Source organism: Psychrobacter sp. NPDC078631, assembly GCF_050268165.1.
In the GTDB taxonomy this organism is placed as follows: Bacteria; Pseudomonadota; Gammaproteobacteria; order Pseudomonadales; family Moraxellaceae; genus Psychrobacter.
In genome coordinates this window covers 142,795-155,174 of the sequence record NZ_JBNNGG010000003.1, presented here as the reverse complement: position 1 = coordinate 155,174, position 12,380 = coordinate 142,795, and the positions used below count along the sequence as shown (strand labels likewise).

Here is a 12,380-nt window from a genome sequence, read left to right as displayed (position 1 = left end):
AGGCTAAATATGACATGTATTAGAGCATACTTGGTGAGCAAGTATGCCATTCAGTCTTGCTCGTTTGTAACTAATAAATGTGTCAAAAATAAGTCATAAACTGTTTTATGAGCGCTATTTGTAACCAATAAATAGCGCTCTTTTTTGGCATATTACTTAGTATCTATAACGTGCGTTTAAGACTATTAGTAACGGTATTAACCAATATTATTCGTATCTAACTGAGTAAATAGAAGTTTTTTTACAATCGTTCAAATATAAGAAATTATTTGTTATTCGATAACGCGTGTATCGAAAAAGCAAAAAAATATGTTGCAAATTATGTCAAAGTTGTTATGCTTGTATTCGAAGTATGAGTTTGGTAACGGATGTTACGCACGGAGCAATAAAGACCAAACGTTACATGGCAGTTGCGTTGTTTAATCCCAGTCATGTGTGTCATGGTTTTTTACCTTACTGTAATAGAAATTCGCCACACTTGTTTCTGACTAATCTCGGTAGCCAGTTACACATTATATCTTTGAGGATTTGTGACGATACCATTATGGGCGCCAGCTAATAATAGCTTGCTCATTACTACAATTGTAAAGTGGAGATACCCCATGAAAAAACTACTTTTAGCTACAGCAATCGCAGCCCTATCTGTATCTGCAGCCAATGCAGCACCTACCGTTTATGGTAAAGCTTTCGTTACTGCTGACTATGTAAATGCTGAGCGTGACGGTACTGATGATCAGTTCGACGTAGATAGCGATTCAGTACAAATCAACTCAAACATTTCACGCCTTGGTTTCAAAGGTTCTGAAGCGATGACTGCTAACACTGATGTTATCTATCAGTTAGAGTATGGCATTGCTATCGACGGTAATGATGACAACATTGGTTTCAAAAGCCGTGATACTTACCTTGGTCTAAACAACAAAGACTTCGGTCAGTTCCGTTTTGGTCGTAACTACTCAGTAACTGACTACATCAACAACGTGACTGTTACTGAAGGCTACTGGGATAACCTAGGTGTTAGTAATCTTGATATGGATGGCGACGTACTTGACGCTGTAACTATGGCTGATGGCGGCCGTGTTAATGATTCTATCGTATGGATTGCACCTAAATACAACGGTTTGCCTTTAGAGCTTGCTCTACAGTATGGTGCTGACGAATCATTTGTTTCTGACAGTGATGACCGTGACAGTGGCTACGGTGCTTCTTTGATGTTTGACCAAGGTACTGGCTTCACTGCTGGTGTTGCTTACGAAAAAGACATGAGCCAAGATGGTGACCTTCTACGTGGTAGCGCTACTGTTGATCTAGGTAAATACATGGCTGCACCAGTTATGCTAGGTGCTATGTATCAAGTAGCTGATTTCGATGGCGGTAATAAAGACGAAAAAGGTCTAATCGTAAGCGCTGAAATGGGTCTAAACAACTTTGCTCGTCCAGCATCTGTATATGTACAGTATAACGGTACCGAAAACTTAGCTGGTGTTAACAACCGTGATTCAGATCAAGTGGTTGTAGGTGGCAAATATAACTTTAAAGACAACATGATTGCTCATGCCTATATCGGTAACAACTCTGCTGAAGACGGTGATAGCAATACTGATCTTGACGTATTCGCATTGGGTGGCGGTCTAGAATACTTATTCTAGTATCACACTTAAGCAGATTACATAAAAAGACTCATCCTTCGGGGTGAGTTTTTTTGTGCGATAAAGAATGATAACGGCGATGTAAACTTTGGTTTTTTCATCTTACTGTAATATTTTCTTGGTAAAGTTATGTCTAAGCAGTTCTTATGGCTCGCTATATATATGGTTTCGAAGGTATAGGACCTTGCCATTATATATCTAACGATCTTAGACCATTTATCACTCAAATCGTAAAGTGGAGATATCCTTTGAAAAAATTACTTTTAGCTTCAGCAATTGCAACGCTATCAGTTTCTACTGTTCAAGCAGCCCCAACTGTCTATGGTAAGGCATTTGTGACTGCTAACTATGTGAATGCTGAGCTTGATCGCCAGTCGATGGATTTGCCAAACGATGCTATCAATGTCAACGAAGACAACAGCTCGGTACAAGTTAGCTCACACTCTTCACGTTTAGGATTCAAAGGATCTGAGGCAATCACTGCTAATACAGACGTCATCTATCAGTTAGAGTACGGTATCAAAATCGATGACAGTGGCAGTGACAATATTGGTTTCAAAAGCCGCGACACTTATCTGGGTCTAAAGAATAAAAACTTTGGCCAATTCCGATTCGGTCGTAACTACTCAGTTTCTGATTATGTTAACAACGTGACTGTAAATGAAGGGTATTGGGATAACATTGGTTCGAGCTCTTTAGGTAGTAGCAATACACTAACTGAAGCACTTACCTTGACTGATGGTGAGCGTATCAATAACTCAATCGTGTGGATTGCGCCTAAATATAACGATTTACCAGTAGAGCTTGCGCTACAGTACGGCGCTGACGAATCTTTTGTTTCTGATAGTAGTGATCGCGATAGTGGCTTCGGTGCTTCGTTAATGTTTGACCCAGGCACTGGTTTTACCGCAGGCGTTGGGTATGATAAAGATATGAGTGTCACAGGTGAGATTCTACGCGGTAGTGCTAGTGTCGACCTAGGTAAATACGTGGCTTATCCAGTGAAGTTAGGCGCTCTATATCAACAAGTAGATTTTGATGACTCAAACAATGAAGAGAAAGGCTTGGTCGTCAGTGCTGAAATGGGTCTAACCAACTTCTCACGTCCAGCTTCTGTTTATCTACAGTATGATAAGACTGAGAACTTAGCAGGTCTAGGCGGCAATGATTCAGACCAAATCGTATTGGGCGGTAAGTATAAATTCAAAGACAATATGATTGCACATGCTTATATCGGTAAAAACTCTGCAGATTTAGAAAATGGTCTCCTAGTAGTCAGAGACTATGACGACAATACTTCTGAAGAAGTTGTTGCACGCGGTGATGCGGATGTATTCGCTATCGGTGGCGGTTTAGAATACAAATTCTAAATCAGATACGCTTATAAGTTATTTATAAAAACTCATCCTTCGGGGTGAGTTTTTTGTTGTGTAGCGTTTTAACAATAGAAAAATGTTTGCTACCAGAACGAAAACATAAGAGTTTTAGACAGTTTGCATTTTTGCCCTATATTTTATGGCGTATTTTTAGTAAAATCCTTCTTTACCAATTACCGACAGAGTACTATGACCAAGTTTATATTCGTGACCGGTGGGGTAGTGTCCTCACTAGGAAAAGGTATCACCGCAGCTTCTCTTGCAGCGGTCTTAGAAGCACGTGGCGTGACTGTCACGATGACCAAAATGGATCCGTATATTAACGTCGATCCAGGTACAATGAGCCCGTTTCAGCATGGTGAAGTATTCGTCACTGAAGATGGCGCAGAGACCGATCTAGATTTGGGTTATTACGAGCGCTTCTTGCGTCACTCAAAAATGAGTAAGAGTAATAACTTCACAAGTGGCCGTATTTATCAGAATGTGTTGAATAAAGAACGCCGTGGTGAATATCTAGGCGGTACTGTACAGGTTATTCCGCATATTACTGATGAAATTAAAAACAAAATCCTTGCCAGTGGCGAAGGGTATGATATCGCTATTATCGAAATTGGCGGTACTGTTGGTGATATTGAATCACTTCCGTTTATGGAAGCTGTACGTCAGATGCAAGTAGAGCTTGGCCGTAATAGAGCCATGCTAATGCATCTTACTTTAGTACCGTATATTGCTAGTGCTGGTGAGACCAAAACCAAGCCAACGCAGCATTCAGTGAAAGAATTACGCTCTATTGGCCTACAGCCTGATATCCTAATCTGCCGCTCTGACCATCATATTTCACAAGACAACCGTCGCAAGATTGCGCTATTTACCAACGTTGAAGAGCGTGCGGTCATCATGTGTGAAGATGCACAGAGTATCTATCAGATACCACGCACATTACACGAGCAAGATCTTGATGATTTAATCTGTGAGCGTTTCGGTCTTGATGTGCCTGAAGCTGATTTGAGCGATTGGGACAAAGTGGTTGAAGCTCAGTTGAATCCAGAAGGAACAGTTACTGTTGCGATGGTCGGCAAATACGTCGAGCTTCCAGATGCTTATAAGTCTATTAACGAAGCATTGCTACATGCAGGTATCACTCATAAAGTAGATGTGAAGATTGACTACATCGATGCTGAACGTCTAGAAGATGACGATACTTTGCTTGCGCAGCTAAACGATGCTGATGCTATCTTAGTACCAGGTGGTTTCGGTGAGCGCGGTACGATGGGTAAAATAAAAGCCATCACTTATGCTCGTGAAAACAACGTTCCGTATTTAGGCATTTGTCTTGGTATGCAGTTGGCTGTGATTGAGTATGCACGTAATGTACTTAATATTAATGCGAACTCTTCTGAGTTTGATCGTAAGACAGCTGAGCCTATCATTGGTCTTATCACTGAATGGTTAGATGAGCGCGGCGAGCTACAGATTCGTAGTGATGATTCAGACCTTGGTGGCACGATGCGTCTAGGCGCACAGCAAGCAGAGCTGGTTTCTGGTAGTAAGCTAAGTCAAATTTACGGTGCCAGCAATATCACTGAGCGTCATCGCCATCGCTATGAGATGAACAATCGTTATATCGAGCCGTTAGAGCAAGCAGGTATGACCATATCTGGTTATTCTGCCAAGCAGCATTTGGTAGAGTCGGTAGAGATCTCTGAGCATCCATGGTTTGTCGCTGTGCAGTTCCATCCTGAGTTCACTAGCTCACCACGTGGTGGTCATCCACTGTTTAATAGCTTTGTAAAAGCCGCTAAGAACCATAGCGAAGCAAAATAGCTCTCAAAATGTAATGTATATTGAAAGCGTTTATTATAAAAAAGACTGATCTTCGGATTGGTCTTTTTTTTGCTTAATCCAAACTGCGAGTAGTTATTAGCGAAAATCATTTTTACTAACGACGTCTAATTACGCTTGCATACTTTTTTTAATCAGCCTATCGGTTACAATATGGGATAGACATATTTATAACAAAATAAGAGGTAATGGCTTCATGGAAAACTTATTGACCGCACAATCACATATCACGCTTAACACTCCTAACAACGATACGATTAACATTGGTAACGACCAGCCTTTTGTATTGTTTGGTGGTATGAATGTTTTAGAGTCTAAAGAATTGGCATTTGAGATTGCTGAGCAGTATGTTGATATTTGCCAGCGATTGGGTATCGGCTATGTTTTTAAAGCGAGCTTTGATAAGGCCAATCGTTCAAGTCTGCATTCGTATCGTGGTCCTGGTTTAGAGCAGGGTATCGATTGGCTCGGACAAATCAAAGAAAAATTCCAAGTACCGATTATCACTGATGTGCATGAACCACATCAAGCAGCACCAGTCGCTGAAGTGGCTGATATTATTCAGTTACCTGCATTTTTGTCACGTCAGACGGATCTAGTGCATGCGATGGCAAAAACAGATGCCATTATTAATATCAAAAAGGCGCAGTTTTTGGCCCCTCACGAGATGCGTCATATCGTCAATAAGTGCCTAGAAGGTGGTAATGATAAATTGATACTTTGTGAGCGTGGTAGTGCCTTCGGCTATAATAATTTAGTCGTGGATATGCTTGGTTTTGATACCATGAAGCAGATGGATATCCCTGTATTCTTTGACGTGACGCATAGCTTACAGCAGCCAGGTGCACGTAGTGATAGCGCTGGTGGACGTCGTGAGCAGATTACAACGCTTGCCCGTGCAGGTATGGCTACAGGGTTGGCAGGGTTGTTTTTAGAAGCGCATCCAAACCCAGAGACCGCAAAGTGTGATGGTCCATGTGCGCTGCGTATGAGCCAACTAGAGCCGTTCTTACGTCAGCTTAAGCAAATTGATGATTTGGTCAAAGGTTTTGAAGTATTGGATACTCATTGATACGGTACGTGATAAGAGGGCTATACAATGGCAATTCAGATGGCGCAAGTAAGCATCGAAAATATCGATGATGTAGAAGGCTTAGATAGCGTAATGACCGCGCTTAAGAACATCTCAGGCGTGACGGCTATTAATTTGGATCCTAAGCATAATGTCGCAACGGTAAGCTATGATGATACAGATACTAGTATCCATGCCTTAACAGCAGCGATTAGTATGGTGGATTATGTGACTCAGCCATTTCCGATTGATTCACCGCAGAACCCACACCATAACGATTTATAATTACAAATAGCTATTGTTATAAACTTGTCGATGAGCTCTTTTACGTTTTTATTGATAAGTTGCTGCCTCGTTAGTAGCATCTCGTTAATAAAGCAACAACCAAACGGTCTTGTTGTCGAGGATAATAGGGCTTATGCTTATTTAATACAGCTTTGATAGTTGCTCTTACTTTGATAACTCAAAAAATATCAAAGTAAGCATCAATAAAATCACTATTAGAGCTGCCTGTTACTAATAAAAATAAGGAGCCCAATATGGCAGATCAAACACGTATTATTAAAATTGATGGTATGACTTGTGGCGGATGCGTAGCAAGCGTACATACAGCAACAGCCGATATTGATGGATTAGAGACTATTACCGTTGACCTCGCTGACAACTTAGCGACGGTAAACTTTGATGATAGCAAAACCAGTGCAGAGGCTATTGCTTCAGCTATTGATGATGCCGGATTTGAGGCGACAGTTGCTAACTCATAAATCTCATCACTTATTTACAGAACCAGCTAACATGTTATTGCAAGCATGATAGCTGGTTTTTTAATGATTAACGATTATGAGTCTGCAGTCTCGATACTTTGATACATTGCTACTTTGTCTAAAGTACTCATATTGAATACGATATTACCCAATTGCTTTATTTGAATTTTTTGCCCACCCACTGATATTTTATCGTGGTTCCTACAAATTTATAGGTACCATGACGAGTTTTATTTATGAACGATACCACCCGTACTACCAAAGATAAGTCTTATGATGTCGAAACTGATGTTGAGTCCAACACGCCACTGACACCGCAACGTGCGCATTTGCAATTAGCGATTGACGGCATGACTTGTCAGGCCTGCGCCTCAAGAATCGAGAAGGTGCTTAACAAGAAGCCTTCAGTGTACGAGGTAAGTGTGAGTTTTGCTGGCGAGACTGCCAATGTTGATTATGATCCGACCCAAACGACGCCCGAACAGGTGACGGAGTGGGTGAATAAAACAGGCTTTGTCGCTAATGTGCAGGCAGCCGATAGCTTATTTGCTCAGACTGACGAAGACACCGCCACTCAATACCCATGGCGTTTGATCGGGTTATGGGTTTGTTTGGTGCCATTTTTGGTAGGTATGGCAGGAATGTTGACAGGTTTTGATATGGCGTGGATGCCGCCAGTCTGGGTGCAATTTATTTTAGCGACTGTAGTACAGTTTGGTTTAGCGCTACCGTTTTATAAGAGCGCATGGGCATCTATAAAAGGTGGCCTTGCCAATATGGATGTACTGGTGGTCATTGGTACAGTGACGATATGGGCATATTCGACTTATCTATGGCTCACGCACGGCGATGGTACTTTAAACAGCTTGTTGCAAAGTGGACATTTGGGCGGACACGGTGCTGGTAACAGTCCAGCCGTATATTTTGAAGCAGGGGTGATGGTCATTGCCTTTGTACGTACAGGCAAATATCTTGAGGAACGTACCAAGAAGCACAGCCTAAACAGTATTGATTTATTATTGTCATTGACACCTGATGAAGTAGAGCAGCAGCAGCCAAATGGTGAATTTCATAATATTGCGTTGTCTGATGTACAAGTAGGTGACATCCTACGTGCAAAGCAAGGCAGCCGCGTCGCTACAGATGGTACCGTCATAGATGGCAGCGGTTGGTGCGTGGAGAGTCATTTAACTGGCGAGTCGGTAGCCCTCAAAAAAGAGCAAGGCGATGGATTACTAGCAGGTGCCTTAGTAGAGAATGGTAGTCTGCTGTATCGTGTCAGTGCGAAGGGCAGCGACACGAAACTCGGCGATATGGTACAAGCGTTGAGTGATGCACAAGGCTCAAAAGCCAATCTAGCGCGTCTCGCGGATCGAGTAACGGCTACTTTTGTCCCTGTAGTGGTAACGATTGCGTTGGTTACCTTTGGGGTTACATGGTGGCTAACAGGTATGGTTGATACTGCCCTAATGCATGCCGTATCAGTATTGGTCATTGCTTGTCCTTGTGCGCTTGGTTTGGCCACGCCAGCGGCGATCATGGCTGGTATGGGCGTTGCCGCGCGTCATGGGGTGTGGTTCAAGGATGCACAAAGTCTTGAGGCAGCAGGTAATATCGATACGGTAGTACTCGATAAAACAGGTACATTGACGATTGGTAAACCTACTATCGTCGATCATGTCATGGTGGATAAATCGCTTGCTGTGGACGATGTATTGCAGATTGCGGCCAGTGTCGAAGCGCACGCCAGTCATCCATTAGCAACGGCTCTCGTCAATATGGCTAAAGAACGTCAACTGTCTTTATTTAATGTGACCGATATCAGTGTGATAAAAGGCGCTGGTATACAAGCAAATATCGAAGGGCTTGGATTAATAAAAGTGGGTACGGCAGAGTTTGCGAACCTGACGCTGCCTAAATTGATGCCAAAAGTATGGCAAATTGCTAGTACCGTTGCGATTAGTATCAATGATGAGCCATTAGGCGCGTTTGCACTAGCCGATGACTTAAAAGCAGATACGCCTCAAGCAATCGCTGCACTACAAGATGCGGGTATCAATGTGATCTTGATGAGTGGTGATAAGCAGTCCGTCGTCGATCATGTAGCAGGGCAGTTGGGTATTGATAAGGCTTATGGCAAGATGAGCCCACGTGACAAGGCCAGTCAAATTGCACTATTGCAAACTGCTGGTCATAAGGTAGCGATGGCAGGAGACGGCGTCAACGATGCACCAGCGATGGCCACTGCCGATGCCAGTTTTGCGATGTTTGAGGGGACTGATGTCGCGCAGCATAGTGCCTCTGCACGTCTCATGGGCGAGTCGCTCATGCATATCGATGCGGCACAAAAAATCGCTCAAGCGACGCTACGCAATATTAAACAAAATCTGTTTTTTGCCTTTATTTATAACTGTCTTGGTATTCCGCTTGCTGCGTTTGGGTTTTTGAATCCGATGATTGCCGCCGCTGCTATGGCACTTAGCTCCATCTCAGTACTTATGAATGCACTACGATTGACACGGTTTAAGACAGAGGTTGAGCTAGATAATACAGTATCAATCTCTCATACGGATAATAAACGCATAGCGAAATCGTAGCTATCATATTTGCTTAGGTATTCTACAAATATAAAAGAGGCAACCATCGCATATATGTATCTATAAGATTGTTTTTATGACGGCAAGTCGGTGTAAGATAAGGGAAGTTTGGTAAAATATATGCTATGATGCCAAGCACTATAGCCGACTATTAATCTGCTTTATATCCCTCTAATTGCTAAGTAACGATAGCCAAAAAATAGAAAGGTATAAAGGGTTTTTAGGACTACGCGCTATATGATATTTTGCTTTATCTTTTTTGTATGCTAGCTGCCGTTATTTATCTCACAAACTTGGCATGACCAAAGGAATTAACAGACATTATGTACGCTGAAGAAACCAACAACGTCACCGCAATTAAAGACATTCGCGCTCGTGAAATTTTAGACTCGCGCGGCAACCCAACTATCGAAGCTGATGTTATCTTAGCTGACGGTACTGTCGGCCGTGCTGCTGCTCCAAGTGGCGCATCAACAGGCTCACGTGAAGCGCTTGAGCTACGTGATGGCGACAAGACCCGCTTTATGGGTAAAGGCGTCAAAAAAGCCGTTTCTAATGTCAACAGTCAAATTCGCAGTGCCTTGATTGACAAAGATGTGACTGAGCAACAGGCGATTGATGATGCCATGATTGCGCTAGATGGTACAGAAAACAAAGAAAGCTTGGGTGCTAACGCCATGCTAGCTGTGTCACTTGCGACTGCAAAAGCGGCAGCCAAGTCACAGAATCTGCCATTACATCAATATATTGCCAATCTACGTAATCAAACGTCGTTGACCATGCCTGTACCAATGATGAACATCTTGAACGGTGGCGAGCACGCGGACAACACGGTTGATATCCAAGAGTTTATGATTGAGCCTGTAGGCTTCACAAGCTTCTCAGAAGCGCTACGTGCTGGTACAGAGATTTTCCATAGCTTAAAGTCTGTATTAAAATCGCAAGGCTTAAATACTGCCGTTGGTGATGAAGGTGGTTTTGCACCGAACCTACGTAGCAATGAAGAAGCCATCACGGTTATCATGCAGGCGATTGAACAAGTTGGCTACAAAGCTGGTGAAGATATCCATCTTGCGCTAGATTGTGCGGCTAGTGAGTTTTACAAAAACGGTCAATACGTTTTGGCAGGCGAAGGTAATAAAGCCTTTGATAGCCAAGGGTTCTCAGACTACCTAGTTGGGCTGGCACGTCAGTATCCTATTATCTCTATCGAAGATGGTCTTGATGAGTCAGATTGGGATGGCTGGAAATATCTGACCGAGCAGATTGGCGATAAAGTCCAATTGGTTGGTGATGATTTGTTTGTGACCAATCCTGCGATCTTGCAGGAAGGTATTGATAAGCACATTGCTAATGCCATTTTGATTAAGTTTAACCAAATTGGCACCTTGTCAGAAACGCTAGATGCGATTTATATGGCTAAGAAAAATGGCTATGCAACCATCATTTCGCATCGTTCAGGCGAAACGGAAGACAGCACCATTGCAGACTTAGCAGTTGGTACCGCTGCTGGTCAGATCAAAACTGGCTCGCTATGTCGTTCAGATCGCGTAGCGAAGTACAACCAATTGCTACGTATCGAGCAGCAAGTACGTGCAAGCTATCGTGGCCGTGAAGAGTTTATCGGTCTACGTGGCTAAGAGTTTAACTGGCTTTTTAGCGTAATATACGTTGAAAAGCCTAGACTCGTCAGCTGAAGTCAATATTTGGGCGATATATAATCATTTGTATATCGCCTAATCAGCTTAAATTTTACTATCCTCTTTTATACCGTTTGGCGTTATCACCTTATGAAATATTTTAGCCAATTTATACTACTTGCTTTAGCCGTTGCAGTGCTTTTAGGATTGCAATATCAGTATTGGTTGGGTGAAAATGGTCGTTTTGAACACAATAAGTTGACAGCTCAAATTGAAGAGCAACAACGTTTGAATGACAATCAAGTTGCAGCAAACAACTTACTACGCACCGATGTTCAAGATTTAAAAACGGGACTTGAGGCCGTAGAAGAGCATGCTCGCTTAGATTTAGGTTTAATCAAACCCAATGAGACTTTTGTCCAAGTATCCACCGCACCAACCACGCACAGCAACTATTAGCTTTATAAATACACTAGCTTTCACGAATACACTAATTTTTACGACATGAATTAATTTTCATGACGTAGCATTATAAAGTTGTTATCTGACACCATTCATTATACTTAACACCTGCTTTATTCCTCTTTACATATACTGTCATGGGCTAAACCATGAGTACACCACTATGAATACAACCCCTAATATACATGCCATGATCGTCGCAGCTGGTCGCGGCAGCCGTTTTGGTGCGTCTATCGCCAAGCAATATACAATGCTAGAAGGTCAGACGCTATTGCAGCATAGCGTGGCACGGCTTGCTTGTAGTGCTTATATTGATAAGTGTCTATTGGTCGTGGCAGCAGATGACAGGACGGCTCAACAATTAGAGTTTGCCCTTCCTATAAGCTATGCAGTCGGCGGAGCAAAGCGTTGGCAGTCAGTACAAGCAGGCGTTGAAGCAATTAGTCAGACAGGTGCTGATGATTCAGATTTGGTGCTTATTCACGATGCAGCACGTCCCGCTGTACCAAGTTCAGATATCGATCAAGTGATTGAAGCAGCGATGTTGGAGCCTTACGGCGCTATTCTAGCGACACCAGTGGCCGATACGTTAAAAGCTTCCTATCAGCAAGCTACAAATACAGAAGAGAGTCGTCCATATTCTTACACCAAATCTACCATTGATCGTAGCAATATGTGGCAAGCACAAACCCCGCAAGTATTTCGCTTAGGTCAATTAAAAAAAGTCCTAAAACATGTGTTTGAACATCAGCTAAGCATTACAGATGAGGCCAGTGCTTTTGAACAACTAGGTTTACCAATACGCTTAGTCTCTGGTAGTCGCCAGAATATAAAACTGACCTATCCTGATGATGCGGTACTGTTAACAGCGATTATGGCGCTTCAGTCTTAGTTTCAACTCTGCTTCCGCTAACGAGCATCAGTTTTACTCCTTTTATACTTAATAATGGTCATGATAAGTATTATGGCTTCAGTAAT

10 protein-coding genes are annotated in these 12,380 nt (G+C 42.5%); all 10 read left to right on the top strand.

The genetic code is table 11. From position 1 onward, the window contains the following. Window positions 1-602 precede the first annotated feature (602 nt). The 10 genes from ACQKCP_RS09410 to ispD all read left to right on the top strand — a co-directional run bounded on the left by ACQKCP_RS09410 (window position 603) and on the right by ispD (window position 12,294). Window positions 603-1,649: a porin gene (locus tag ACQKCP_RS09410; RefSeq protein WP_427612132.1), complete on the top strand. Its 1,047-nt coding sequence runs from the start codon at window positions 603-605 to the stop codon at window positions 1,647-1,649. Between the two features lie 248 nt (window positions 1,650-1,897). Further along, a complete protein-coding gene (locus ACQKCP_RS09405) occupies window positions 1,898-3,019 on the top strand; it encodes a porin (protein WP_427612131.1) in 1,122 nt (373 codons plus the stop codon). Window positions 3,020-3,214: 195 nt separating this feature from the next. Further along, window positions 3,215-4,849: a CTP synthase gene (locus ACQKCP_RS09400; RefSeq protein ID WP_201568858.1), complete on the top strand. Its 1,635-nt coding sequence runs from the start codon at window positions 3,215-3,217 to the stop codon at window positions 4,847-4,849. Window positions 4,850-5,063: 214 nt separating this feature from the next. Beyond that, window positions 5,064-5,939: a 3-deoxy-8-phosphooctulonate synthase gene (gene kdsA, locus ACQKCP_RS09395; protein WP_165598098.1), complete on the top strand. Its 876-nt coding sequence runs from the start codon at window positions 5,064-5,066 to the stop codon at window positions 5,937-5,939. Between the two features lie 27 nt (window positions 5,940-5,966). After that, window positions 5,967-6,224, top strand: a complete 258-nt coding sequence (locus ACQKCP_RS09390) for a heavy-metal-associated domain-containing protein (RefSeq protein ID WP_296208386.1) — start codon at window positions 5,967-5,969, stop codon at window positions 6,222-6,224. 254 nt (window positions 6,225-6,478) lie between these two features. Continuing rightward, window positions 6,479-6,703: a heavy-metal-associated domain-containing protein gene (locus ACQKCP_RS09385; RefSeq protein WP_427612130.1), complete on the top strand. Its 225-nt coding sequence runs from the start codon at window positions 6,479-6,481 to the stop codon at window positions 6,701-6,703. Between the two features lie 236 nt (window positions 6,704-6,939). Beyond that, the gene (locus tag ACQKCP_RS09380) at window positions 6,940-9,300 is read left to right on the top strand and encodes a heavy metal translocating P-type ATPase (protein WP_427612129.1); all 2,361 of its coding nucleotides are present in this window, start codon (window positions 6,940-6,942) and stop codon (window positions 9,298-9,300) included. Window positions 9,301-9,623: 323 nt separating this feature from the next. After that, on the top strand, window positions 9,624-10,940 hold the full coding sequence (gene eno / locus ACQKCP_RS09375) for a phosphopyruvate hydratase (RefSeq protein ID WP_057761174.1): 1,317 nt from the start codon (window positions 9,624-9,626) through the stop codon (window positions 10,938-10,940). A 150-nt stretch (window positions 10,941-11,090) separates the two neighbouring features. After that, window positions 11,091-11,399 (top strand): FtsB family cell division protein, encoded by a 309-nt coding sequence (locus tag ACQKCP_RS09370; protein ID WP_057761172.1) that lies wholly within the window; start codon window positions 11,091-11,093, stop codon window positions 11,397-11,399. 166 nt (window positions 11,400-11,565) lie between these two features. After that, window positions 11,566-12,294: a 2-C-methyl-D-erythritol 4-phosphate cytidylyltransferase gene (ispD, locus tag ACQKCP_RS09365; protein WP_427612128.1), complete on the top strand. Its 729-nt coding sequence runs from the start codon at window positions 11,566-11,568 to the stop codon at window positions 12,292-12,294. Window positions 12,295-12,380: the final 86 nt, after the last annotated feature.

What these genes read in the sequence shown, in the direction of transcription:
- ACQKCP_RS09380 (WP_427612129.1), top strand. Translation starts at nt 6,940, where the DNA reads ATGAACGATACCACCCGTACTACCAAAGATAAGTCTTATGATGTCGAA.
- ACQKCP_RS09410 (WP_427612132.1), top strand. Translation starts at nt 603, where the DNA reads ATGAAAAAACTACTTTTAGCTACAGCAATCGCAGCCCTATCTGTATCT.
- ACQKCP_RS09390 (WP_296208386.1), top strand. Translation starts at nt 5,967, where the DNA reads ATGGCAATTCAGATGGCGCAAGTAAGCATCGAAAATATCGATGATGTA.
- ACQKCP_RS09400 (WP_201568858.1), top strand. Translation starts at nt 3,215, where the DNA reads ATGACCAAGTTTATATTCGTGACCGGTGGGGTAGTGTCCTCACTAGGA.
- kdsA (WP_165598098.1), top strand. Translation starts at nt 5,064, where the DNA reads ATGGAAAACTTATTGACCGCACAATCACATATCACGCTTAACACTCCT.
- eno (WP_057761174.1), top strand. Translation starts at nt 9,624, where the DNA reads ATGTACGCTGAAGAAACCAACAACGTCACCGCAATTAAAGACATTCGC.
- ACQKCP_RS09370 (WP_057761172.1), top strand. Translation starts at nt 11,091, where the DNA reads ATGAAATATTTTAGCCAATTTATACTACTTGCTTTAGCCGTTGCAGTG.
- ACQKCP_RS09385 (WP_427612130.1), top strand. Translation starts at nt 6,479, where the DNA reads ATGGCAGATCAAACACGTATTATTAAAATTGATGGTATGACTTGTGGC.
- ispD (WP_427612128.1), top strand. Translation starts at nt 11,566, where the DNA reads ATGAATACAACCCCTAATATACATGCCATGATCGTCGCAGCTGGTCGC.